Genomic DNA, 24,864 nt, shown 5'->3' with positions numbered 1-24,864 from the left:
GCTCTTGTGTGTGCATCCACTCGCAGAGCCGCTGCGCGCCTACGCCTTGGGTCTGCCCGAGGCCTACGAGGATCACCCGTGGGGCGAGAACGTGGCCAAGGTCGGCAAGAAGGTCTTCGCGTTCTTCGGCCAGCCCGACGCCGAGCGACCCTTCGGGCTCACCGTGAAGCTGCCCGAATCGAGCGACGCGGCGCTCTCACTGCCGTGGGGCACCTCCCCGGGCTATGGCCTCGACCGGGGGCACTGGGTCTGGCTCACCCCGCCAGAGGATGCGCCGCTCGACATGCTGATGGACTGGATCGCCGAGAGCTATCGTGCGGTCGCACCCAAACGTCTGGTCCAGGCGCTGGAACGTCAACCTGACCCTTGACGATGAGCGGCGGGGGACCGAAAGTGCCTTCCAGCGCACGGAGGGAGTCGCATGTCTGAAGAGCACGATCCCGGGCAATCGATCGGGTCGGTCACCCATTACTTCGGCCACCTCTCGGTGGCGGCCGTCACCCTGACCGATAAGCTCAGCGTCGGCGACCGGATCCACATCCGCGGCCACACCACAAACGTCGAGCAGACCGTGGACTCCATGGAGGTCGAGCACGCCAAGGTCGAATCCGCGGGACCTGGCGACGACGTGGCGCTCCAGGTCACCGACCACGTCCGCGAGCACGACAAGATCTTCCGGGAGGGCTAGCTCGCTGCCCGCGTGATCCGGGCGGCATCGGTCAGCATCGGGAACCCTCCGGCGTCGGGCGCCGTCTTGCCCCCATCAACTGAGCAATGGCCTGCAGCCGGGCCGCTTGATGGAGGACCGATCCCATGCGGCGTTTGATCTCCCTCGTGGCTGCTACCACCGCCCTTCTCGCCTTCGCCGGGCCGACGCTCGGCTGTGCAGGCCTGATCGGGCCAAACGGCGCGGTCAACCTTCTGCGCACCACGACCTTCGCCGGCTACCACGACGGCGTCGAACACTACGTGACGTCCTTCGCCTTCGCCGGCGGGGAGGGTGAATTCGGGAGCCTGGTGCCGCTCCCCGACGTTCCGACCAAGGTCGAACGGGGCGGGGACTGGACGCTCCAGCGACTCAACATCGAGACCGAGCCCCAGCTGTTCCTCGCCGCGGATGCGGCCCGGGTGGGCGCGGCCGAGGCCCAGGTCCTGCTCGAGGTCCGGATCGACGCGTTGGACATCACGATCCTGCGCGGCGGCGGGGCCGAAGTCGGCGCCTGGGCCACCGAGCACGGATTTCGATTGCCGCCGGATGCGCCGGAAGTGCTCGACTTCTATGCCAACCGTTCACCAATCTTCCTGGCCGCGGTGTTCGATGCCGATGCGGCCGCCGAGCGCGGTCAGGCAGTGGGGGACGGGACACCGGTCCACCTGACCATCCCGACCGACGACCCCTGGGTGCCGCTCCGGATCTTGGCCCTCGGCAAGACCGAGGCGGACATCGTGGAGGCCGACGTGTACCTGCTGACCGACCACCGCCCGGGCCTGCTGCCCGCACCCGGCTCCGCGTTCGGCCCCAACGGGCTCGAGCTCGCCCGCAGCGGGAAGGCCAACGACCTGCTGCTGGACGACCTGCGGTCCGATGCGGGCATGGAGTGGATCCCCGACAGCGCATGGCTGACCAAGGTGCGGGTGAACGGCGCCGCGACGGACATCACGTTCGACCTGGCCATCGATCCCGATGGCGGCACCCCGTCGCTCGTGGACGCCGGCTTCCTGCCGTATGGACCCACCCCGGCGCCGTGGACGCCACGGGCCTGGGCGTTGCTGGTCCTCGCCCTGGCGCTGCCGCTGCTGGCGGCCTGGTTCGCCGCCTCGATGCTGCGCGGACGGGAGTCCCCGCCGCTGGCCGGAGCCTGATGGTCTCCCACCGCGTGCTGGCGGCGATCGCCCTGCTCCTCGGAGCGGCGGTCGTCGCCGGCTGTGGCGCCTCACCGACCCCGCAGCGCCTGGAGATCCTGATCCACTACTCCCACTTCACCCCGGCCGAGATGACCGTCCCGCACGGCGCCCCGGTCACGTTCGTGCTGGTCAACGAGGACCCGATCGACCACGAGTGGCTGATTGGCGACGCGGCCTTTCACGAGCGCCATCGCACCGGCACCGAGCCAGCCCACGGGGAGCGTCCGGACGAAGTCTCGGTCCGCGCTCTCAGCTCGGCTCAGACCACGCTGGCGTTCGACCAGCCGGGGGACGTGACCTTCATCTGCCACTTCCCTGGCCATGAGGCCTACGGCATGGTGGGTGTGCTGCACGTTACCTGAGCCTTGACGCAGGCGCGCCCCGGTTCGAGACTCGGGCGATGGCACCCTTCGATATCAAGAACTTCGACCAGCCCGATGAGCTGATCGAGTTCGACCATGGCACGGTCCGCGAGGTCTCCATCGGCCCGCTGGTAGTCGGTCGCACGGTCTTCGATCCGGGATGGCGCTGGTCGACCCACGTTAAACCGGTGGCGCGCACCGAGCTGTGCGACTTTCGCCACGTCGGCTACATGATCAGTGGCTGCCTGCACTTCGCCACCGTGGAGGGCGAAGGCGAACTTGTCGCGGGCGACGTGTACGAGATCCCAGCCGGCCATGACGCGTGGGTGGTGGGCGACGAGCCAGTGGTGAATATCGACTTCCAGGGGATAGTCGGCTGGGGAAAGCCAGCTGAGCCGGGAGAGCGAATCCTCACCACCCTGCTGTTCACTGACCTCGTGGACTCGACCGTTATAGCGGAGCGTCTGGGGGACGCTCCCTGGAAGCGGCTGCTAGCCGCTCATCGAGACGACGTGCGCAACCTGCTCGATCGGTACCGAGCAGTTGAGGTCGACACCGCCGGCGACGGCTTTTTTGCGCGCTTTGACAGCCCGGGGAACGCGGTGCGCTGCGCTTCAGGGGTGGTGGCGTCGGCCAGCCGGCTTGGGCTAGAAGTCCGTGCCGGGGTGCATAGTGGCGAGGTTGAGGTGGTCGGCAGGGAGTTACGGGGTGTGGCGGTTCACTTCGCGGCGCGCATCGTCGGGGCTGCTGCGCCAGGTGAGGTGCTCGTCTCGGCCACGACCCGGGATCTCGTCGCCGGTGCCGGGCTCGAGTTTCAGGAGCGCGGGACCTTCGAGCTGAAGGGGATCAGCGGGACTCGCACCCTGTACGCGTTGCTGCCCACCGGCTGACGTCTTGGTTTCTCAGGCGCCGACCGGCGGGGCGCCCAACAACGTCGGCAGGATGTTGCCGAAGAAGTAGCCGAGGACGCCTGCCAGCGCGCCCACGACCAGGATCTCGAGACCCGAGCGCAGCCACCCACCGCGCGTCCAGCGCGACTTCACGACCCCGATCCCGAACAGAACCGCGCCGGTGGCCACGATCGAGGCCCAGGTGGCAACCGTCACGGGGACCAGGAGGTACGGGAGGATGGGCACCAGGGCGCCGAGGCCGAATGCCCCGCCCATGACCACCGCCCCCTGCAACGGCGAGCCGCCGTGCTCATCGACATGCAGCGACAGCTCCTTCTCGACCATCGTCCGGAGCAGGACGTCCGGGTGCTGAGCCACGACCCGGGCCACCTCCGCCGCCTCGCCAGGTGGGAGCCCGTCCTCCTCGAACATGTAGGCGACCTCAGCCTGGGCCTCCCCGGGGCGGGTGGCGACCTCTTCACGCTCGCCGGCGATCTGCGCTTCGAAGATCTCGCGCTGGCTCTTGCTGGACAGGTACTCCCCGGCGGCCATGCTGAACATGCCGGCCAGCCCCGAGGCGATGCCTGCCACCAGGATCGCGAATCTGTCGCCAGTGGCGCCCGCCACCGTGCTGGCCACGGCCAGGGTGCTGACCAGGCCGTCCTGGGCCCCGAAGATCGCCTCTCGGATGTCGCCCAGAAAGGCGGCCTCGCGCCGCTCCTCCGCGACATGGTCGCGAATCCACTCGCGGTCGAACGCCTCGGCACTCAGGCCGGCGCGGCTGGCCTCATCATCGGAGATGGCGTTGCCGCCTTCGGGGTCCGTGGTCACTCCCCGGTTCGGTCTCCGGCCAGCCGCCACGCGAACGGGAAGGCGAAGGTCGCCACGACCACTTTGGCCAGGTCCCATGGCACGAACACGATGGCGCCCCAGTAGATCGCGTCGGACAGGTCCATGCGGGCGATGACCGCCAGCAGCGGTACGCCGATGAGGTAGATCACGAACGATCCGAGGAGCATGAGCAGGAAGGCACCGGTTCGCGTCCGTTCCCACTGCCGCTCGGCCAGCCGACCGCACAGGGTGGCGGCGACGATGAACGCCAGCAGGTAGCCGATCGTCGGGGTGAGCCCACCTATGCTGCTCTCCAGGCCGCTCCGGCCATCCGCGAACACGCCAAGACCCAGTGCCCCGGCGGCGACGTACAGCGCCATTGACGCGAACCCGCGTCCTGCCCCTAAGGCGGTGCCGGTCACCAGCACGGCGGCGGTCTGCAGGGTGTAGGGGACCGGGTTCTCGCCGACCGTGAACGAGACCTGGGCCCCCAGGGCGGTCAAGCCGGCCCCGGCCACGATCAGCACCACGTCGCGGACAAGCCGGGCCGACCGACCGGTGACGTGCGGGATCCAGGCCTCGGCAAGCGTGGCCTGGCTGGCGCGCAAGGATGGCAGGTTGGCTTCCGGGGTGGTCATGGGCGGCTCCCTCCTCGTGCCGGCGAGTGTAGACCGGGGCCGCAAACCGCGACTGCCTGGGCTACACTCGGAAGCGTCCTTTAAGTCCGGTCCCGCGAGGCCGGGAAGGAGCGCGATGCCGACACCTGCCAGACTGCCTACCACGACGCCGCCCGCTGCACCCGGGCCGGCGTCGTTCTCATCTCCGGGGCGGCTGGCCCTGGAAGGCGGGACGCTCCACGCCGGGCGGCTCCGCGGCGCGGCCCAGCCGGCCGAGGGCGAGCTCATCTTCACCACCGCCGCGACCGGCTGGGGCGAGATCCTGACCGATCCGTCGTACGCAGGCCAGATCGTGGTCCTGACCCATCCGATGGTCGGGAGCTACCGGATCAACCGCGCCGAGCTGGAATCGGCGCGAGTCCACGCGCGTGCCCTGGTGGTGACCCGCCTGGTCACGCCACCGCCCGGGCCGGGCCTGTCGGTCGAGGAACTGCTAATCGAAGCGGGCATCCCTGCTCTCGAGAGTGTGGACACCCGGGCGCTGACGCTCGAGCTTCGGCGGGGGGCGGCCCGGCGGGCCGTGATCCGGACCGCCGATTCGTCGCCGGACCAGGCCGTCGCGGACGCCCGCGCCACTCCGCGGTGGGACGCGGTCGACTACGTGGCCGCGGTCGCGCCCCGCAAGCGGTACCGCTGCGCCCCGACTGGGGAGCGCCGTGGTCGTGCGGTCCTGATCGACTACGGCGTCAAGCGCTCGCTGCTCGCCGCGCTGACCGGCCGCGGGCTGGAGGTTGTGGCCCTGCCACCGGACGCGACCGCGGCCGATGTGGCGGCCCACGCCCCCGACCTGGTCGTCCTCTCCCCGGGGCCGGGCGACCCGTCCCGGATGGAGCCCCAGATCGCCGCCGTGTCCGGGCTCATGGCACGCGCCACCGCCGGGGGGACGCCGCTGCTCGGGATCTGCCTCGGACATCAGCTGGTCGGCCTGGCCGCCGGCGCCCCCACTCGTCGCCTGGCAGTCGGCCATCACGGCGGGAACCACGGAGTGATCGAGACGGCTTCCGGTCGCGTGACGATCGGCGCCCACAACCACGAGGTCGAGGTCCTCGACCACCCGGCCCTCGCAGCCGCGGGCCTGGCGGTCAGCCACCGCGACCTCAACGATGGGACGGTCGAAGGGCTCGTCCACGCCGGGGGCCGGGTGGCATCGGTCCAGTTCCACCCCGAAGGCGCTCCCGGGCCGATCGACGCGGCCGGCCTGTTCGACGCGGCCCTCGCGGGAGCCAATCTGTCGGAATCAAGTGTTGCCTGAACCGATGCGACCGCGCCGGGTGCTGATCATCGGGTCGGGGCCGATCGTCATCGGTCAGGCGGCCGAATTCGACTACGCCGGAGTCCAGGCCTGCCTGGCGCTGCGTGGCGAAGGGGTGGAGACGGTTCTGGTCAACTCAAACCCGGCGACCGTGATGACCGATCCGGACGTGGGCGGCACGGTGGTCATCGTCCCGCTCACCATGGAGCACCTCGAGCGGGTCATTGCCGAGCACCGCCCCGACGCGCTGCTGCCGACCCTGGGTGGCCAAACAGCGCTCAATTTGGCCGTCGGGCTGGACGACGCAGGGGTGCTGGACCGATACGAAGTGCGGGTGCTCGGCACCCCGCTGGCCGCGGTGCGCGCGGCCGAGGACCGCGGTGGCTTCCGGGCCCTGGTCCGCTCCATCGGGGAGCCGGTCCCGGAGTCGCGGGTCGTGGAGTCGGTGGCGGATGGGCTGGCCTTCGTCGATGCGTTGGGCGCGCCGGTCGTCGTCCGTCCGGCCTTCACCCTGGGCGGCGGGGGCGGGGGCTTCGCCGCCGATCGGCCCGCGGCTGAGCGGGCGATCGAGCGCGGGCTGGCGGCCAGCCCCATCGGCCAGGTGCTGGTGGAGCGCAGCCTGCTGGGCTGGCAGGAGATCGAGTTCGAGGTCATCCGAGACGCGGCCGACACGGCCATCGCCATCTGCGGCATGGAGAACCTCGACCCCATGGGCGTCCATACCGGCGACTCGATCGTGGTGGCGCCCATCCAGACCCTGCCCGACACCGTCGTGCAGCGCCTGCGCCGGTCGGCACTGGCCATTACCCGGGCGCTGCGCCTGGAGGGTGGCTGCAACGTCCAGCTGGCGGTCAGCCCCGATGCGACCGACTACCGAGTGATCGAAGTCAACCCGCGCGTGAGCCGCTCGTCGGCCCTGGCCTCCAAGGCCACCGGCTACCCCATCGCGCGCGTCGCCACCCTGGTGGCGTTGGGGAAGCGGCTGGACGAGATGGTGAACCCCGCCACCGGCGGTGGATCGGCCGCCTTCGAGCCGGCGGTCGACTACGTGGTCGTGAAGCTCCCACGCTGGCCGTTCGACAAGTTCCCGCTCGCCGAGCGCGACCTGGGGGTCCAGATGAAAGCGACTGGTGAGGCGATGGCCATCGACCGCGAGTTCGGGCCGGCGCTGCTCAAGGCAGTCCGCTCGCTGGAGCCGCGGGGTCGGGGCTGGCTGTGGGAAGACCCGGCATGGGGTTTGGGCCGGAGGGCGCCGGCCGACCTGGGCATGTTCCTGGCGCCGTCCGATACGCGGCTGTGGCGGATGGTGGGCCTGCTCCGCCATGGACACGCCGACGCGGAGACGATCAGCTCGGTGACGGGGATCGCGCCGTGGTTCAGCGAGCGCATCGCGGAGGTCGTGGCGGCGGAGTCCGGCCTGGTGGGCGGGGCCCTGGGCGAGGCCAAGCGACTGGGATTCGGTGACGCGGAGATTGCCGCCCTGTCCGGGGTGCCTCCTGCGGCCGTGCGCCGGGCCCGAGTACGGGCCGGGCTCGCGCCGGCCTACCGGCGGGTGGACACGTGCGCCGGGGAGTTCCCGGCCGAGACGCCGTACTTCTACTCGTCCTACGCGGAGCAGGAAGTCCCGCCGCCGGCGGAACGGCGCTCGGTGATCGTGGTCGGGTCGGGGCCCATCCGCATCGGTCAGGGGATCGAGTTCGACTACTGCTCGGTGCGGGCCGCGTGGGCGATCCGGGACCTCGGCTACGACGCGGTGGTGATCAACAACAACCCCGAGACGGTGAGCACCGACTACGACGCCTGTTCGCGACTCTATTTCGAGCCGCTGGACACCGAGAGCGTGCTCGACGTGCTGGACCACGAACGGGCGCTGACGGGAGAGCCGCCACTCGTCCTCCTCACTTTCGGGGGGCAGACCGCGATCGACCTGGCCCGCGACCTGGCGTACGCCGATGTCCCGATCGCCGGCCTGACCGCCGACGCGATCGAGGACACCGAGGACCGCGAGCGCTTTGCCACGCTCCTGGAGCGACTTGGCCTGGAGGGGCCCCGCGGCGTCCTGGCCCGGGACGCAGGCGAGCTGGAGGCCGCGGTCGCCGAGCTGGGGCTGCCGGTCATCGCGCGGCCGTCGTGGGTCATCGGGGGACGCGGGATCGTGGTCATCCGCGACCGGGTCGGTTTGGGCGTGCTCCTGGCCGGCGACATCGGCTGGCCGCTGCGGGTGGACGCCATGGTGGCCGGCGTGGAGCTCGACGTGGACGTCATCTCGGACGGGGTCGAATGGTGCGTGCCCGGGATCCTCGAGCAGCGGGACCCGCCCGGCGTCCACTCCGGTGACTCGCTGGCGGTCCTGCCACCGCGTTCCGTGTCGCGGGCCGCGCAGGAGCGCGCTGCCGAGGCCGCGGGCCGGATCGCGCTCGCGCTCGGGGTGCGGGGGATCCTCAATATCCAGGCCATCGTCGACGGTGAACGGGTGGTGGTCATCGAGGCCAACCCGCGCGCCAGCCGGACCGTACCCATCGTGGCCAAGGCCACAGGCCGGGACGTGGTGGCCGCCGCCGTCCGCTGCGCGCTGGGGGCGACCCTGGCCGAGGCCGGGCTGTCACCCGGCCTGGCCGCCGACGGGCCGATGGTCGCGGTCAAGGCCCCGGTCGACTCCCTGTGGCGCCTGCCCGGAGTGGGGGTGGAGCTGGGGCCGGAGATGCGCTCGACCGGCGAGGTGCTGGGGCTGGGCCTGGACTATCCGGCGGCCCTGCGTGCTGCCGAGGAGGCAGTGGCGGCCCACCGCCCATAGGGGTCAGTGGCGCTTCCGCCGCGGTTCAGCGCGGGGCGGACCGGCGCTTGCCCTTGATCGGGGCGGTCGGGTTGGCCATGCGGCGACGCAGGTAACCGCCGTAGAAGCCGGCGAAGGCGCCGACCAGGCCGTACAGGGCCACGAGCGCGACGAGGCTGCCGATGACGGCCAGGGCAGCGGTGAACCCTTCGCCGGCCTGGATCGTGATGAGTCCGGCGATGACGGCGTGGAGCACGACCCCGACCACGCCCGCCGTGGCGCCGAACAGCCACGGCCGCCACCAGCCCACCCACCCGGCACCGATCAGCAGGGTGTACTGGCCCAAGGTGATGGCGAAAGGCAGTAGGTTCTCGCGCGTGGTGAGCAACAGGGCAAGCTGGAGGATGGCCCAGCCGCCGGCCGCAACTCCCCACGGCAGCGGGTGGCGGGTGAGGAGCCACGCCCCGGCCACGAGGCTGCGGAACCGGCCCGAATACGTGAATCCGGCTAATGGGTCGCCCTTGCCGGGCAGCGGTGGGGCGGCCGGGAACAGGCGGCTGAGGATGTTCGGGGGTCGGCCACGTGCGGCCTGGGGAGCCTCGTCGGGCGGCTCATCCTCGGGGAGCAGCTCCTTGCCCTGGGCAACACGTCGCGCACGGCGGCGTGCCTCGGCGCGGTCCTGCTCGGAGCGAGAGCGACGGCTGGGCATGGGGCGCGGATTGTACGCGCCGTCTAAGCCGGCGGTAACCGGCATGGACCACCCTGCCCGCCGCGTCACCCGGGCCGCGCGCAACCCTGTTTCGCCTCCGCGAAAGGGCAATTCATGTCTCGTTCTGCTGCCGGTTCGAACCGGACGCCCCTTGGCGCATTCGCGCTGGTCGTGTTGCTTATCGGCGCGGCTATCTCGGACGTGGTCCGTGCCGCACCGATCGACGGCGAGGTCTTCGCGGCGACGGCTGGCCACCTCGTCATCTCGGAGGTCATGACGGGGGGCGCGAGCGCGTCGGACGAGTTTGTTGAGCTCTACAACCCGGACGCCGCCCCGCTGCCGCTCGACGGCCTGGAGCTCATGTACGTGACTGCCAGCGGAGCCACCGTCACCCGAAAGGCCACCTGGGGAGTGGGCACGGCCATCGGCCCGGGTGCGCACGTGCTGGTAGCCAACGAGGCGGGGGTCTTCGCCGGTGTGGCGGATTCCACGTACGCCGGGGGCCTGGCTGCCGCCGGCGGCAGCCTCGCCCTGCGCACGATCGGCGGCCCCACGGCCACCGACGCGGTCGGCTGGGGAACCGCGGCCAGCACCTGGTTGGAAACGGCACCCGCGCCGGCACCGGCTGCCGGATCGAGCCTGGAGCGCCTTCCGGGCGGAGGGTTGGGCTCGGGGCAGGACACCGACCACAACCTGGTCGACTTCGTGGTGCGCTCCGCGCCAGATCCGCAGAACAGCGGCTCGCCGCCGGTCCCGTCCGCTTCGCAGATGCCCAGCCCCACGGACTCGGCCACCCCCGCGCCGACCGACACGCCCGCGCCGACCGACACGCCCGCGCCGACCGACACGCCCGCGCCGACCGACACGCCCGCGCCGACCGCGGCGGAGACGCCGTCGCCCACGCCGACCGCGACTGCTTCGACGCCTTCTCCGCTCACCGTGGCCGAGGCACGCGCCCGACCCGACGGCAGCTCGGTGGTCGTGGCCGGCGTGGCCATCACCGATTCGGAGTTCACCGAAGGCGGGGGCTACCTGACCGATGCCACTGCCGGAATTGCGGTGCTGGTCGAGGGCGCCGCCTTCCGTCGAGGGAGCAGCGTGCTCGTCAGCGGCGTGGTCGACGATCGGTACGCGCAGCGCACCATTCGGGTTGATGCCGCCGATGTGAGCATCCTTGGCCCCGGGATCGAGCCCGAACCCATCTCGGTTGCGACGGGCAGTGTGGACGAGCCGTTCGAGGGGCAGCTCGTGACGATCAATGGCATCGTGCAGGGGGCCCCGGCGGTTCTGGCCGCAGGTGACGCGTTCGAGATTGATGACGGCTCGGGGCCGGTCCGGATCCTGGTCGGCCCCGGCACCGGGATCGACACCGCCGAATGGCTCGCCGGGGCCAATGTGGGCTTGACCGGGGTGGTGGGACAGCGCGATTCATCCGGGACCGGGGTGGAGGGTTATCGACTCCAGCCCCGCGACCCGACTGACATCGTCTTCGTGCTGCCGCCGCCCACACCGACACCGAGCCCGAGCCTGCCGGCCAGCCCGTCGCCAACGGCCAGTCCGTCGCCATCGGCCAGTCCTGGGCCAGACCTGCCGGCTCTGGTGACCATTGCGGACGCGCGCCGCGCCGAGACCGGCGCCCGGCTTCGGATCCGCGGGGTCGTGACCCTCCCGACCAGCCTGCTGGACCCGAATACCGCGGTCATGGCTGATCCGAGCGGTTCCATCCTGGTCCGCACCGGTTCGGAGGTCGGGCGGCTGGCCCGCGGGCAGCTGGTCGAGCTGACCGGAACGCGCTCGTCCAAGGCCGGCATGGCCAGCCTGCGGGTCACCGAGCCGGCGCTCAGGCTCGGGACGCAGGCAGAACCGGTACCGGTACAGCGGGCGACGGGTGGGATCGGCGAGGCGGACGAGGCAACCCTGGTCGTGGTCCGCGGCGTCGTCGGCGACGGCCCGCGACGCACGACCGGTGGCGGCCTGTCGCTCACCGTCAACGACGGCAGCGGATCCGTGCGCGTGTTCGCACCACCGGCCAGTGGGATCACCGCCCCCAATCTCCCGGCCGGGGCGTGGGTCGAGCTGCGGGGCGTGGTGGGCCAGGAGACGACCGGTGCCGAGCCCGCTGCCGGCTACCGACTGTGGCCGCGTGATCGGGCCGATGTCCGGGTCATCGCCGGTGCCCGCGCTCCCGGCGCCGAGGTGACCCCTCGCGCGACGCAGTCGCCTGGCCAGCTGCCCGTCGACCCGTCCGCGGTGGCTGCCCCACTGGTTGCGCCGGACCTGGGTACCAGCACCCAGCCTTCGCCAACCATCAACCTCGTCACTGATGCTCCAATCGAACCCGTCCCGTCGCCGGTATCGCGGATCCCCGTTCCTCTGGCCGCGGGTATCGGCGGAATGGCGGGCTTGCTGACCCTCGCCTGGCGGCATGGGACTCTGCGCCGCGCGATGAGCCAGATCCAGCACGCAGCGGCACGGGCGGGCGGCGAGGCTCACGACGGCGGAGACGAGGAGGACGAGTCGTATACTCCGGCCCCGTGAGGGAGCCGACGAGCGCCGACGCGCCGCGCACCGGAGCGCGCCAGTACCACATCGCGCTGGAGCGGGGCGAGCTGGCGGAGTACATCCTGCTGGTCGGCGACCCGGGGCGGGTGGCCAAGGTCAGCGCGCGGTTCGACAGCGTCGAGCTCGAGCGGAGCAACCGCGAGATCACCACCGCGACCGGGACCTACGGGGGCATGCGCCTGTCCGTCATGTCGACCGGGATGGGGCCCGACAACGTGGAGATCGTGCTGGCTGAGGTGCTGGAGATCACCGACCAGCCGACGTTCGTTCGCATCGGTTCCTCAGGAGCTCTCCAGCCGAACATCGGCCTCGGCGATCTCATCGTCTCGACCGGCGCGGTGCGCCTCGAGAACACGACCGCCTTCTACGTCCATCCGGGGTACCCCGCCATCGCCCATCGCGACGTGGTCTGGGCCCTTGAAGAAGCCTGCCGGCAGCTGGGGTACACCCACCACCTGGGCATCACCGCCACGGCGCCCGGATTCTTCGCTCCGCAGGGAAGGGCGATGCGCACGCTCCCGGTTCGCTATCCTGATCTCACCGAGGAGCTGCAGCGTCAAGGCGTTGTCAACCTCGAGATGGAGTCGTCGGCATTGTTTGTGCTGGCGGGCCTGGCCGGTTCGCGTGCGGGGACGATCTGCGCGGTCTACGCGCAGCGGACGGACGGGAGCTTCATTGAAGGCGCGGATAAGGAGGCCGCGGAGGCTCGCTGCATCGATGCCGGTCTGACCGGCATCCACCGGCTGTGGGGGAAGGACCAGGACGGCGGGTCGAAATAAAGCAATCAAGGCTGAGGAGGCAACGGACCGATGGCGACCGAGGGCTACTGCGTCAAGTGCAAGACCAAGCGGACGATGTTGAATGACCGCAAGATCACGATGAAGAACGGCAAGCCTGCGACGCAGGGCACCTGCCCGGTGTGCGGCACCAAGATGTTCAAGATCGGGGGCTGAGCGCGGGATTCGGTCGTTCGGGCGGCCTATCTGGGCCGCCCATCAACGCCAACGCCTCACCGGCCGCCGAGCCAAGCTCGGCGGCCGATCTGTACCCCGCCGGTAGAATGACGGCAGTGCACGCCGGGAATCTGGGGCCGATTCTGGCCATCGACCTCGGCGGCAGCCGGATCCGCGTAGCCCATCTGGGTTCCGACCTGACGGTCGCCCACCGAGAGGTGATCCCGACCATGCCCGCGCTCGGTGTCGAGGACGCCCTCGACCGCATCACGACGCTGGCCCGCGCCGTGCGCGCCGCGGCCGAGGCTGCCGGCGACGGCGCACCCACAGCCATCGGCATCTCATCGCCCGGTCCACTCGACCCGTGGCGCGGCGTCATCCACCAGGCTCCGAACCTGCCGGGCTGGGTGGAGGTGCCAATCGCCGATCGGCTGTCCGCCGCGTTGGACATGCCCGCCACCCTCGAGCGCGACACGAACGTCGCCCTCCTCGCCGAGTGGCGCCACGGCGCGGCGGCCGGAGTGGACCACGCGGTGTACGTCACCGTATCGACGGGGATCGGCGGCGCGGCGGTGATCGACGGGCGCCTGCTCCACGGGCCGGATGGCACGGCCGGCGAGGTCGGGCACCTGACCGTGGATCTGGACGGGCCCCCGGACGGGGAGGGCGCCCCCGGCCACGTGGAGGGCATCGCGTCCGGAGCCGCCCTGGCTCGAGACGGCGCCGCCCTGCTCGAACGCGGAGAGGCGCCCCGACTGGCGGAGCTCGTGAACCGCGGCAGCACCCTGGACGCGGCCGCCGTGTGCGCCGCCGCCGACGCCGGCGATGACGGCTGCCGCTCCCTGCTCGACCGCGCCTGGAGCGCCATCGGCGCCATGTGCGCCGGGCTGGTCAACGTCCTCAACCCGGAGGTCCTGGTGCTCGGCGGCGCCATCGCCGACCACCGACCGGATCTTCACGACGTGGTCCGGGCCGAGATCAGGCGCCGCGCATTCGCCATTCCCGCCGCCCGCGTGCGGCTCACCGCCCCGCAGTTCGGCGATGACGTGTCGCTGGTCGGCTGCTGGGCGCTCGTTCACGAGATGGAGGCTCGACGACCACGATGACCACCCGCATCGCGATCAACGGCTTCGGCCGGATCGGCCGCCAGACCCTGCGTGCCGTCCTGGAGCGCCACCCGGATGACCTTGAGGTCGTGGCTGTCAACGATCTGGCTCCCACTGCCACCAACGCCCACCTGTTCCGCTACGACTCGACCTACGGCCGCTACCCGGGCAGCGTTGAGGAGGGCGACGGCGAGATCGTGGTCGATGGCCGCCACATCCGCACCCACTCCGAAAAGGATCCGGCCGCCCTGCCCTGGGGGGAGCTGGGGGTCGAAATCGTGGTCGAATCAACGGGCGTCTTCACCGATGCCGAGAAGGCGCATGCCCACATCGACGCCGGCGCCCGCAAAGTGATCATCACCGCGCCGGCCCGCAACGAGGACATCACCGTGGTCCTCGGCGTCAACGAGACGAGATACGACCCCGCCCGCCACCACGTGGTCAGCAACGCCTCCTGCACGACCAACGGATTGGCCCTGCCAGCGAAGGTCATCTTCGACACCTTCGGCATCGAGCACGGCCTCATGACCACGGTCCACTCGTACACCAACGACCAGCCCGTCCTCGACGTGGTCCACAAGGACCTGCGCCGCGCGCGCTCCGCGGGTCAGAACATCATCCCCACCACCACCGGCGCGGCGCGCGCCCTGGCCCTGGTCATCCCCGAGCTGAAGGGCCGCTTCGACGGCTACGCCCTGCGCGTTCCGACCGCAACCGTGAGCGTCATCGACTTCGTGGCCCAGACCATGCGCCCGGTGACCGCCGAAACGGCCAACGCGGCGTTCCGCGCGGCCGCGGAGGGCCCGCTCAAGGGCCTGCTGGACTACACCGAGGCGCCGCTGGTCAGCATGGACTTCAAGGGCGACGACCACTCGTCCATCGTCGATGGGGCCTTGACCCTGGTCACCGGGGATCGGCTCCTGAAGGTCGTCGCCTGGTACGACAACGAATGGGGATACAGCTGCCGCGTCGCCGACCTGGCCGCCTTCATCGGCGCTCGCATGTGACGGTCGCCCGGTTCCGGCCGCTCCACAAGCAGACCGTCCGGGAGGTCGACGTCCGCGGCAAGCGTGTGTTCCTCCGCTCGGACCTGAACGTACCGATCGACGACGGCCGGATCACCGACGACACCCGGATCCGGGCCAGTCTCCCCACCCTGATTTACCTCCTCGAGCAGGGCGCCACCGTGATCATGGCCAGCCACCTCGGACGGCCGCACGGCAAAGTCAACGATGCCTATCGGCTCAAGCCGGTCGCGGACCGACTCAGCCAGCTGCTGCGGCGCCCAGTGAAGATGACCGGCGATGCGCTGGGTCCCGGCGTCCAGGACGCGGTCGGCAAGCTCCGTCCCGGCGACCTGCTGCTGCTCGAGAACCTGCGCTTCCACGCAGGCGAGGAGGCCAACGATCCCGCCTTCGCCGAGGCCCTGGCTACGTTCGCCGACCTGTACGTCAACGACGCGTTCGGATCGGCGCATCGGGCCCATGCCTCGACCGAGGGCATCACCCACTTCCTGCCGGCCGTGGCCGGACTGCTCCTCGAGCGCGAGGTCAACTCCCTGTCCCGCCTGCTGAATCGCCCGCCGCGCCCATTCCACACCGTGATCGGCGGAGCCAAGATCTCCGAAAAGCTGAACGTACTCCGGGTCCTCATTGGCCGCTGCCAGGCCATCCTGGTGGGCGGCGGTATGGCCAACACGTTCCTGGCCGCCAAGGGGCTGGAGATGGGCAAGAGCCTGGTCGAGACCGAGCAGCTGGAGAACGCGTCCGCGATCATGGCCGAAGCTCGCCGGCGGCGGATGCGGCTCATGCTGCCGACCGACGTCCTGGTGGCGGCCCAGGTGCACCACCGCGCCCCGCGGGAGGTGGTTTCGGTCACTGCGGTGCCCAAGGACTGGATGGTGGTCGACATCGGCCCCCAGACGGTCGAGAAGTTCCGCGAGGCGCTGAGCAAGGCGCGAACCATCTTCTGGAATGGACCGATGGGCATCTTCGAGGTGGCGCCCTTCGCGGAAGGCACCAACGCCATCGCGCAGGCGATTGCGGAGCGCACCGCGGACGGGGCGATCACCGTGGTCGGCGGGGGAGACTCGGTGGCCGCGGTCCAGCAGCTGGGGCTCATCGACAAGATGAGCCACGTCAGCACCGGTGGCGGGGCGTCGCTCGAGTTCGTGGAGGGCCGGACGCTTCCCGGGGTGGCGGCGCTCTTGGACCGGCCGTGACCGACAGCGCCATCCGGCGCGTCCACGCCCGCGAGATCCTTGACTCGCGTGGCAACCCGACGGTCGAGGTCGAGGTCACCCTGGCCGGCGGGGCGGTGGGGGTAGCCGCCGTCCCCAGCGGGGCGAGCACCGGGACCCACGAAGCGGTCGAGCTGCGCGATGGCGATGCGGCGCGCTACGGCGGGAAGGGTGTGTTGCGCGCGGTCGCGAACGTCAACGGCGAGATCGCCTCGGCCGTCGGGGAGCGCGACGCAACCGATCAGGCAGGGCTGGACCAGTTCCTGGTCGAGCTGGACGGGACCCCGAACAAGGCGCGGCTGGGAGCCAATGCCGTGCTCGCCGTTTCGCTGGCCTGCGCTCGGGCCGCGGCAGCGGCCGTCGGGCAGCCCCTGTATCGGTACCTGGGTGGGGATGAGGCGGTCACCCTCCCGGTGCCAATGGTGAACATCCTGAACGGAGGCCGGCATGCAGCGGGCGGAACCGACTTCCAGGAGTTCATGGTCGTTCCCCTCGGTGCCCCCACGTTCCGCGAGGCGTTGCGCTGGGCGGCGGAAACGTTCCACGCCCTGGGTGGATTGCTCCGCCAGCGCGGGTTGCCAACTGGGGTCGGGGACGAGGGCGGCTTCGCGCCTGCCCTGCCGAGCAACGAGTCGGCGGTCGAGCTGGTGCTCGAGGCGATCGAGGAGGCGGGCTACCGCCCCGCAGAGGACGTGGCGATCGCGCTCGACCCGGCCACCAGCGAGTTGTACGGGGAGGGGACGTATACGCTGGCCAGCGAGGGCCGAAGCCTGGACGCCGCAGCCCTGATCGACCTGTGGACCGATTGGACCGGCCGATACCCGATCGTCAGCCTGGAGGATGGCCTGGCCGAAGACGACTGGGCGGGCTGGGCCGCGCTGACGGGGCGGCTCGGGGATCGGCTGCAGCTGGTGGGTGACGACCTGCTGGTGACGAGCCTCGCGCGCCTGGAGCGCGCCATCGCGGAGCACGCGGGCAACGCCATCCTGGTCAAAGTCAACCAGGTCGGGACCCTGTCAGAGGCCATGTCCGCGGTCCACACCGCTCGTGCGGCCGGATGGGGAGCGGTCATCAGCCACCGCTCGGGCGAGACGGAGGACACGACCATCGCCGACCTTTCGGTGGCGCTCGGAACGGGCCAGATCAAGACCGGCAGCATGAGCCGATCAGAACGGACCGCGAAGTACAACCGCCTGTTGCGGATCGAGGAGGAGCTCGGGGAGCGGGCCGTCTACGCCGGCCGAGCGCCGTACGCCCGCGCCGGTTAGGAGCGGGTCAGGACTCGCCGCCCTCCGGGCTCGGGATCTCGGACGGAGTGTCGCCGGCCGGCGCGGCCTTCGGGGCGCGGCGCTTGGCGGCCGAGGTCTCGCGGGTCGCACGCGTGACCGCCACCCGGGCCTTGCCGGCGGCGGTGCGCGGCCGGTCGGCGGAACGGGCAGCAGCGGCCTTGGAGGCCTTAGCGGCGGCGACCTTCTTGCGCTGCTCGGTCTTGCCCGCGGTCGTCGGGCGTCGCGGGCCGGCTCCCGCCTGGGCGTCGAGCGCGTGGGACGCGTTGATCTTGGCCATCAGCCGGCTCTTCCGGCGTGCCGCATTGTTGGGATGGATGATCCCTTTCTCGGCGGCCTTGTCGAGGGCGCTGATGGCGGCGGCCACCGCGCCGGCGGCATCACCCTCGGATCGTCCGCTCGCAACGCTGGCCGCCTGCAGGACCAGGGTCCTGGCCTCGCTCCGGGTCCGCCGGTTGACGGTCCGACGGCGCAGCGCCTGCCGGGCGCGCTTCAAGGCGGATGGCGTCCGTGCGCCCTTCCAGATGCGAGCTTTGCGAGCCACGAATGGGCCATCCTCGTGCTGGCGGAGGGGACTTCGCGGAGGGTTCCGCGGGGGCATTCGGCCGGGGGGCCGATCGGCGGCGGAGTATAGCACCGGGGTCGCCTCGACACCCATCCGCCGCTTCGGCGACAATCGCCTACACAACCGATGCGTAGCCCTGCGGTCGCAACCCCCGGCGCTGACCTAGCCCCTCGCGCCCCCGCGCTCCCCCGCCCCGTCGTCGCGGCACTCGTCGCCGCGGGCGTGCTGGCTGCCGCCCTCGCCATCCCGGCCGTGGTGGCGGCGGGGATGGGACTGGTGCTGGATGGCCGGGTCATGCCGCGCGTCAGCGTGGCGGGTTTGGATGTCGGCTTCCTGACCGCCGCCGAAGCGGAGGCCCGGCTGCGCTCCGGACTGGCGGACCTGGCAAGCGGTGATCTGCTCATCACACTCGACGGGACCCCCAGTGCGGTCTCTTTCGAGAGCCTGGGGCGGGATCATGATTTCGCAGCCCTGGTGAGTGCGGCCATGGCCGTCGGGCGAACCGGCAACCCGTGGACCGATGGTCAGCATCGGCTTGCCTCGCTGGTCGTGGGCACCCAGGTGTCGGACGCGGTGTCCGTGGACCAGGCCCGCTTCGACCGGCTGGTGGTCGACATCGCGGCGCGTGCGTTTGCCCGCCCGCAGGATGGGGCGGTGGTCACCAACCCGGACGGGACCTACGCCGTCGCGCCGCCCAGCGCCGGCCGTCGACTGCACCCCGACGACATCCGGGCCGCGCTGACCGCCGTCCTGCTCGCCCCTCAAACGGGGAACGTGGCGGTGGAGCTGGCGTCCGAGGCGGTGCCGTTCGAGGTCACCCAGCGGCAGGCGGCCGAGGCCGCCGCCGCGGCGCGGGCCATGTTCGCGGCGCCGCTGCAGCTCACCGACGGAGCAGACGCCTACACGTTGGCGGCCGATGACATCCATGCGGCCATCGGCTTCAGTACCGATGAAGACCAGCTATACGGCGTGATCCTGAATCGGACCACGCTGAGTGACGCGGTGGAACAGCTGGCGGAGGCCATTCAGCGCGATCCGACCGATGCCGGGTTCAGCTTCGACGCCGCCGGCCCATCCGGGGTGGTTCCGGCTGTTCGCGGCCGCGAGCTGGACGTGAATGGGACCGTGGAGGCCATCGTGGCCGGGCTGCACCGTCGCGGTGCGGGTCGCGACGTGCCAGGCGTGATGCTCAGCGCCTCGTTCTTGGAGCCCACTCTCACCACGGCCGACGCCGAGGCCATCCTGCCCAACCTCGTCCGCCTGTCGACCTGGAGCACCTACTACGTCCCGGGCGACGGGAACGGATACGGGGCCAACATCTCCATTCCGGCGGTCGACCTCGACGGCATGGTCATCCTGCCCGGCGACACATTCGACTTCTGGCGCGATATCGACCCGGTCACGCCCGAGCATGGCTATACCTATGGCGGAGCCATCATTGGCGGCCGGAGCACCGGTGGAGTCGCGCTGGCGGGCGGAATCTGCTCGACATCGACCACCCTGTTCAACACCGCGCTGCGGGCAGGACTCCAGATGGACGCCCGGATGAACCACTACTACTACATCGACCGTTACCCCATGGGCCTGGACGCCACGGTGTTCGAGACCGACTACTTCTCGCAGACGATGAGCTTCACCAACGACACTGAGGGTCCGCTCATCATCCGCTCGTACACCGACTGGGGCCTGGTCCGCTTCGACCTGTGGGGACTGCCCCTCAACCGGGTCGTCAGCTTCACCAACCCGATCATCACCAACCGGACCTATGCGGTCGAGACGATCGAATACACGAGCAGCCTGCCGACCGGCACCAGCCAGCGGGTCGAATACATGCACCACGGGTTCGACGTAACGGTGACCCGGGTCGTCAGCGACGGGACGACCGGCGAGGTGATCCACCAGAATACCTATGACAGCTCGTACAAGACGGTAAACGGCATCACCCTGGTCGGCACCGGCTAGCCCGATGCGGGCGCCCGGCGCGGGCGCCCGGCTAGACTCTGCCCGCGTGACAGCCCGCGAGCGGATCCGGAACTTCAGCATCGTCGCCCACATCGACCACGGCAAGAGCACGCTCGCCGATCGGTTGCTGGAGGCGACGCACACCATCGATCCCCGCCAGATGACGAGCCAGGTCCTCGATTCCATGGACCTGGAGCGCGAGAAGGGCATCACCATCAAGGCCCGGGCGGTTCGGCTCCAGTACACCGCGGCGGACGGGCTGGATTACGTCCTGAACCTCATCGACACACCGGGGCACGTCGACTTCAGCTACGAGGTGAGCCGATCCCTCCAGGCCTGCGAGGGGGCGCTGCTGGTCATCGATGCCAGCCAGGGCATCGAGGCCCAGACCCTGGCCAACGCCCAGCTGGCCCTCGAGCAGCACCTGGTCATCATCCCGGTCATCAACAAGGTCGACCTGGCGAGCGCCGACCCGGACATGGTGATGGCGGAGCTGGAGGAGACCCTGGCCATCCCCCGCGAGGAGGCCATCCTGGCCTCGGCCAAGGACGGAACCGGTGTGCCGGAGATCCTGGAGGCCATCGTGACCCGCATCCCGCCGCCGCCCGGTGATCCGGCCGCGCCTCTCCAGGCCCTCGTCTTCGACAGCCACTACGACTCCTACAAGGGGGTGGTGACCTACGTCCGGCTGGCGAATGGGACGTTGCATGACCACGACCGGATCCGGTTCATGGCCACCGGGCTCAGCTCCGATATCCTGGAGTTGGGCTACTTTCGACCTCAGCCCGTGGCGGCCGCCTCGCTCGGCGCCGGGGAGGTGGGCTACGTGGCCACCGGGCTGAAGAGCATCGCCCAGGCCCGGGTTGGGGACACGCTGACCACCGCTCGCCATCCCGCGGCGGAACCGCTCCCCGGGTACCGTCCCGCGCTGCCGCTGGTGTTCGCCGGCATCTACCCCCTGCGCGGCGACGAGTACCCGCTTCTGCGCGACGCGCTGGACAAGCTCCACCTCAACGACGCCAGCTTCGGGTACGAGCCCGAGTCCAGCGTGGCCCTGGGGCATGGGTTCCGGTGCGGGTTCCTGGGCCTCCTCCACATGGAGATCGTCCAAGAGCGGCTGGAGCGCGAGTTCGACCTGGACCTCATCGCCTCGGCCCCGTCGGTCGAGTACCGCGTCCAGGGCCACCACGGCGACGAGGTCGTCGTCGACAACCCGGCCCGCCTGCCGCCGCCCGGGGAGATCGAGGACATCGCCGAACCATGGGTCAGCGTCCAGGTCATCACCCCCACCGAGCACGTCGGCCCGATCATGGAGCTGGCTACCGCTCGGCGTGGCGTCTTCGGCACTATGGAGTACCTCGACCCACGCCGGGTCAACCTCCACTTCGAGATGCCGCTGGCCGAGCTGATCGTGGACTTCCACGACCAGCTCAAGGGCCGATCGTCGGGCTACGCCAGCATGGATTACGCGTTTATCGGCTATCGGTCCGGGGACCTGGTCAAGCTCGACATCCTGGTCAACGGCGAGCCCGTGGATGCGCTCAGCCTCATCGTGCACCGGTCCAATTCGGTGCGCATCGGTCGAAGCCTGGTCGAAAAGCTCAAGGCCCTCATCCCGCGTCAGCTCTTCGAAGTGCCGGTCCAGGCGGCCATCGGTTCCCATATCATCAGCCGCGAGACGATCCGGGCCCTCCGCAAGGACGTCATCGCCAAGTGCTATGGCGGCGACGTAACGCGCAAGCGAAAGCTGCTCGAGAAGCAGAAGGAGGGCAAGCAGCGCATGAAGCGGGTCGGCTCGGTCGAGATACCGCAGGAGGCGTTCCTGGCCGTGCTCCGCATGAACGAAACGACCACCTGATGGGCGCCCTCGGAGATTTCGGCGACTCGCTGCGCCTGGCCATCGCGATCGGGATGACCGTGTTCATGGTCGTCCTCCGCTTCGACCAGGAGCGGATCATGCGCAGCGACTACTTCCGGAGCCGATCCTGGTGGTTGGGCCCCTTGAGCTACTACGGGCTGGTCCTGATCTTCACGGCGGGGATCATCATCATCCTGCCGCGCGGCATGGCCTCGTTGTTCCTGGTCGGGGGCGACGTGGGGGAATTGCTGCCGGCCATGCTCATCTTCGCGGTGGTGGGTATCGCCAACGGTGCTGCGTTGGCCGTGGTCCGGTTCCGGGCCCTGCTCCCGCTGCCGCTGGAGATGCTCCCCAGCCGCGCCCTGGCGGCCGGCCTAAACGCCGTGGCCGAGGAGCTGCAGTTCCGCGCGGTCATCCTGGGCCTGATGCTCGTGGGCGGGCTCAACCCCGGCGTGGCGGTGGCCCTTCAGGCGGTCATCTTCGGTGCTGCTCACCGGCGCGTGTGGCGCGAGCGGGACTGGTACTTCGTCGCCGGCTCGGTGCTGCTGGGATATGCGTGCGGCCTGGTGACAGTCAACACCGGCACCGTCATCCCGGCAATGGTCGGCCACTTCGCGGTGACGATGGGGATCTACGCCTTCGCCGGCGGCCGGCTGCGGATGCAGCGCATCTGACCTCCTGGCGCGGCTGCCCCCGCGTTGACAGTGGTCAAGCGGGGTTGGTAGGATCGAATCCGGGTCGTTAGCACTCTACCATCGAGAGTGCTAAAATCCGCCTCGATATGTCACAACGAACGCCGCAAACCGCCTCCGCGTCGCACCCGCCGGTCGATCTGACCGAGCGGCAGCGAGCGGTCCTGCGCGCGGTGGTGGAGGACTACGTTCTCACCGCCGAGCCCATCGGCTCCAAGGCCCTCGTTCGCCGATACGGGCTGGACGTCAGCCCGGCCACCATTCGCGGCGCCATGGCCGACCTCGAGGCGCTGGGCCTGCTGAGCCATCCGCACACCTCCGCCGGCCGCGTCCCTTCCGACCTGGGGTACCGCTACTACGTCGAGGCCCTCATGCGCGAGTCGGAGCTGGACCGCGCCGACGCACTCATGATTCGCCACCAGTTCAGCCAGGTACAGCTGACCTCCAACGACTGGCTGCGCCTCGCGGCTTCGACCCTCGCCGCGTCCACCCATTCGGCGGCGGTCGTCACCCCGGCTCGTGCCCGGCGCGCGAAGTTCGCCCATCTCCAGCTGGTTGAGCTGCCTGATCATGCCCGGATGGCAGTGGTGGTCCTGGCCGACGGGACCGTCGTCCAGCGCCACCTCGACCCGGCGTCCCTCACTCGTGCCGCCGGTTCGCCGGCGACCCAGGCCGATCTCGACGCCGCCGCCGCGGAGCTGAATGTCGAGCTGGCGGGGCTCACCGCTCCCCAGGCTCGCCGGCGCGCCCGCAAGCTCACCCCCCTCGCCGCCCATGTGGCCGCCACGGTGGCTGACCTGCTGGAAGAGGCGGACGAGACCTCGATCGAGGATGTCTACACCGACGGCCTGGCCTACGTCCTGGAGCAGCCCGAGTTCGCCGGCGGCCACGCCCTGCGCCCCGTACTGGAAATGCTCCAGCGGGTCGACTTCCTGGAGCAGCTGCTCCCCGTGGTCACCCGACGGGGCGGTGTCCACGTGATCATCGGCCGCGAGAACCCCAACGACGCCATGCGCGAGGTGAGCCTGGTCTTCGCCCCCTACGGGACGCCGGACCGCGCCCTCGGCCTGCTTGGCGTGCTGGGCCCGACCCGGATGGCCTACCCACGCGCCATCCCCACCGTGCGCTTCGTGTCCAGCGTCCTGAATGAGCTCATCGACAGCCACACCGGGTGGACCCATGACTGAGTCGACCAAGTCCGCGAAGCCGATCAACGGCGACCCGCGCCCCAAGACGCGGGCCGAGGAACGGGCGGAGGCCATCTCCACGCCGTCGCGCAGCGAGCTGCTCGAACAGCTACAGGAGGCCGAGCGCGCCCTGGCTGCGACTCGCCAGCGGGCCGATGAGAACCTGAACAACTGGCAGCGTGCGGCCGCCGACCTGTCGAACTTCCGGCGCCGGACCGAGGAGGAGCGGGCCGCCACCGGCCTGTTCGCCAACGCCATTCTCCTGGCGCGCCTGCTGAGCGTGCTCGATGACTTCGATCGCGCCCTGGACACCGTCCCGCCCGACACCCACGAGGCGTGGGTCGAGGGCATCCGCCTGGTCCAGCGCAAGCTGCACAGCCTGCTGGAGTCGGAGGGGGTGACACCCATCGAGGCCGTCGGCAAGCCATTCGACCCCAACCTCCACGAGGCCGTCGTCCACGAGGACACGACCGCATACCCAGACAACACCGTCATCGACGAGGTCCAGCGCGGCTACCTGCTCCACGAGCGGGTCCTGCGCCCGGCCCTCGTCCGCGTCGCCAACAACCCAGCCCACCCGGCTGGGCCAACCACACCCGGAGAGTAGGAACCGAACACATGGGAAAGATCATCGGTATCGACCTCGGCACCACCAACAGCGTGGTGGCCGTCATGGAGGGCGGTGAGCCCACCGTCATCACCAGTGCCGAGGGCTCGCGCATCACGCCCTCCGTGGTCGGCTTCGCGAAGAGCGGGGAGCGGCTGGTGGGCCAGGTCGCCAAGCGCCAGGCGATCACCAACCCGGAGAACACCGTGTTCTCGATCAAGCGCTTCATGGGCCGCCGCTGGGACGATCCGGAGGTCCAGCGCTCGAAGGACCTGGTGCCCTACACCGTCGAAAAGGACCCGAAGTCGGATGGGGTCACGGTGACGTTGGCCAACGGCAAGAGCTACACCCCGCCCGAGATCAGCGCCATGATCCTGCAGAAGCTGAAGTCCGATGCCGAGGCCTACCTGGGCGAGAAGGTGACCGAGGCGGTCATCACCGTGCCGGC

23 protein-coding genes and 1 pseudogene are annotated in these 24,864 nt (G+C 70.3%); 20 read left to right on the top strand and 4 right to left on the bottom strand.

Annotation, left to right across the window (positions count from 1 at the left end):
• Positions 1-10 precede the first annotated feature (10 nt).
• The 5 genes from AABM41_08310 to AABM41_08290 all read left to right on the top strand — a co-directional run bounded on the left by AABM41_08310 (position 11) and on the right by AABM41_08290 (position 3,157).
• Complete coding sequence (locus AABM41_08310; GenBank protein ID MEK6192312.1) at positions 11-370, top strand: MmcQ/YjbR family DNA-binding protein; 360 nt, start codon at positions 11-13, stop codon at positions 368-370.
• A 51-nt stretch (positions 371-421) separates the two neighbouring features.
• Positions 422-688, top strand: coding sequence for a translation elongation factor-like protein (locus AABM41_08305; GenBank protein MEK6192311.1), 267 nt, complete (start codon positions 422-424; stop codon positions 686-688).
• 125 nt (positions 689-813) lie between these two features.
• On the top strand, positions 814-1,863 hold the full coding sequence (locus tag AABM41_08300; protein MEK6192310.1) for a DUF2330 domain-containing protein: 1,050 nt from the start codon (positions 814-816) through the stop codon (positions 1,861-1,863).
• Positions 1,863-2,267, top strand: a complete 405-nt coding sequence (locus AABM41_08295; protein ID MEK6192309.1) for a cupredoxin domain-containing protein — start codon at positions 1,863-1,865, stop codon at positions 2,265-2,267. Before AABM41_08300 ends, AABM41_08295 begins: the two co-directional genes overlap by 1 nt.
• 38 nt (positions 2,268-2,305) lie before the next feature.
• Positions 2,306-3,157 carry an adenylate/guanylate cyclase domain-containing protein gene (locus AABM41_08290; GenBank protein MEK6192308.1) on the top strand — a complete coding sequence of 284 codons (852 nt, stop codon included), beginning with the start codon at positions 2,306-2,308 and terminating at the stop codon, positions 3,155-3,157.
• 12 nt (positions 3,158-3,169) lie between these two features.
• Here AABM41_08290 and AABM41_08285 read toward each other — a convergent pair whose 3' ends face one another.
• On the bottom strand, positions 3,170-3,988 hold the full coding sequence (locus AABM41_08285) for a VIT1/CCC1 transporter family protein (protein MEK6192307.1): 819 nt from the start codon (positions 3,986-3,988) through the stop codon (positions 3,170-3,172).
• The gene (locus AABM41_08280; protein MEK6192306.1) at positions 3,985-4,626 is read right to left on the bottom strand and encodes a biotin transporter BioY; all 642 of its coding nucleotides are present in this window, start codon (positions 4,624-4,626) and stop codon (positions 3,985-3,987) included. Before AABM41_08280 ends, AABM41_08285 begins: the two co-directional genes overlap by 4 nt.
• A gap of 115 nt (positions 4,627-4,741) precedes the next feature.
• Between AABM41_08280 and carA the strand changes: the two genes are divergently transcribed.
• Positions 4,742-5,917, top strand: a complete 1,176-nt coding sequence (gene carA, locus AABM41_08275; GenBank protein ID MEK6192305.1) for a glutamine-hydrolyzing carbamoyl-phosphate synthase small subunit — start codon at positions 4,742-4,744, stop codon at positions 5,915-5,917.
• Between the two features lie 4 nt (positions 5,918-5,921).
• Complete coding sequence (carB, locus tag AABM41_08270) at positions 5,922-8,711, top strand: carbamoyl-phosphate synthase large subunit (protein MEK6192304.1); 2,790 nt, start codon at positions 5,922-5,924, stop codon at positions 8,709-8,711.
• Positions 8,712-8,736: 25 nt separating this feature from the next.
• Here carB and AABM41_08265 read toward each other — a convergent pair whose 3' ends face one another.
• Positions 8,737-9,399, bottom strand: coding sequence for a hypothetical protein (locus AABM41_08265; protein MEK6192303.1), 663 nt, complete (start codon positions 9,397-9,399; stop codon positions 8,737-8,739).
• Positions 9,400-9,513: 114 nt separating this feature from the next.
• On the opposite strand from AABM41_08265, the gene AABM41_08260 reads away from it, so the two are divergent.
• From AABM41_08260 to eno, 7 genes are all read left to right on the top strand, one after another.
• Positions 9,514-11,937, top strand: a complete 2,424-nt coding sequence (locus AABM41_08260) for a lamin tail domain-containing protein (GenBank protein ID MEK6192302.1) — start codon at positions 9,514-9,516, stop codon at positions 11,935-11,937.
• Positions 11,934-12,740 carry a nucleoside phosphorylase gene (locus tag AABM41_08255; protein ID MEK6192301.1) on the top strand — a complete coding sequence of 269 codons (807 nt, stop codon included), beginning with the start codon at positions 11,934-11,936 and terminating at the stop codon, positions 12,738-12,740. Before AABM41_08260 ends, AABM41_08255 begins: the two co-directional genes overlap by 4 nt.
• A 30-nt stretch (positions 12,741-12,770) precedes the next feature.
• Positions 12,771-12,914 carry a DUF5679 domain-containing protein gene (locus tag AABM41_08250; protein ID MEK6192300.1) on the top strand — a complete coding sequence of 48 codons (144 nt, stop codon included), beginning with the start codon at positions 12,771-12,773 and terminating at the stop codon, positions 12,912-12,914.
• Between the two features lie 116 nt (positions 12,915-13,030).
• Positions 13,031-14,020, top strand: a complete 990-nt coding sequence (locus tag AABM41_08245; protein ID MEK6192299.1) for an ROK family protein — start codon at positions 13,031-13,033, stop codon at positions 14,018-14,020.
• Positions 14,017-15,027, top strand: coding sequence for a type I glyceraldehyde-3-phosphate dehydrogenase (gene gap / locus AABM41_08240; protein MEK6192298.1), 1,011 nt, complete (start codon positions 14,017-14,019; stop codon positions 15,025-15,027). The genes AABM41_08245 and gap overlap by 4 nt, the downstream gene beginning before the upstream one ends.
• Positions 15,024-16,241, top strand: a complete 1,218-nt coding sequence (locus AABM41_08235; GenBank protein MEK6192297.1) for a phosphoglycerate kinase — start codon at positions 15,024-15,026, stop codon at positions 16,239-16,241. The genes gap and AABM41_08235 overlap by 4 nt, the downstream gene beginning before the upstream one ends.
• Positions 16,238-17,527, top strand: coding sequence for a phosphopyruvate hydratase (gene eno / locus AABM41_08230; protein ID MEK6192296.1), 1,290 nt, complete (start codon positions 16,238-16,240; stop codon positions 17,525-17,527). The genes AABM41_08235 and eno overlap by 4 nt, the downstream gene beginning before the upstream one ends.
• Positions 17,528-17,804: 277 nt before the next feature.
• Here eno and rpsT read toward each other — a convergent pair.
• Positions 17,805-18,071: pseudogene (gene rpsT, locus AABM41_08225) on the bottom strand (30S ribosomal protein S20).
• Between the two features lie 165 nt (positions 18,072-18,236).
• On the opposite strand from rpsT, the gene AABM41_08220 reads away from it, so the two are divergent.
• The 6 genes from AABM41_08220 to AABM41_08195 form a co-directional block, all read left to right on the top strand.
• Entirely contained in the window at positions 18,237-20,072 is a 1,836-nt protein-coding gene (locus tag AABM41_08220; protein ID MEK6192295.1) for a VanW family protein, read from the top strand.
• A gap of 46 nt (positions 20,073-20,118) precedes the next feature.
• Positions 20,119-21,930: a translation elongation factor 4 gene (lepA, locus tag AABM41_08215; GenBank protein MEK6192294.1), complete on the top strand. Its 1,812-nt coding sequence runs from the start codon at positions 20,119-20,121 to the stop codon at positions 21,928-21,930.
• Entirely contained in the window at positions 21,930-22,604 is a 675-nt protein-coding gene (locus AABM41_08210; GenBank protein ID MEK6192293.1) for a CPBP family intramembrane glutamic endopeptidase, read from the top strand. Before lepA ends, AABM41_08210 begins: the two co-directional genes overlap by 1 nt.
• A gap of 107 nt (positions 22,605-22,711) precedes the next feature.
• Positions 22,712-23,809, top strand: a complete 1,098-nt coding sequence (hrcA, locus tag AABM41_08205) for a heat-inducible transcriptional repressor HrcA (protein ID MEK6192292.1) — start codon at positions 22,712-22,714, stop codon at positions 23,807-23,809.
• The gene (gene grpE, locus AABM41_08200; GenBank protein ID MEK6192291.1) at positions 23,802-24,416 is read left to right on the top strand and encodes a nucleotide exchange factor GrpE; all 615 of its coding nucleotides are present in this window, start codon (positions 23,802-23,804) and stop codon (positions 24,414-24,416) included. Before hrcA ends, grpE begins: the two co-directional genes overlap by 8 nt.
• A gap of 11 nt (positions 24,417-24,427) precedes the next feature.
• Positions 24,428-24,864, top strand: a 437-nt coding sequence (locus AABM41_08195) for an Hsp70 family protein (GenBank protein ID MEK6192290.1), incomplete at its 3' end; no start/stop codon positions are given.

It is taken from the genome of Chloroflexota bacterium, from assembly GCA_038040195.1.
In the GTDB taxonomy this organism is placed as follows: Bacteria; Chloroflexota; Limnocylindria; order QHBO01; family QHBO01; genus DASTEQ01.
The sequence above is the reverse complement of the archived record's forward strand: the minus strand, read 5'-3'. Positions and strand labels throughout refer to the sequence as shown.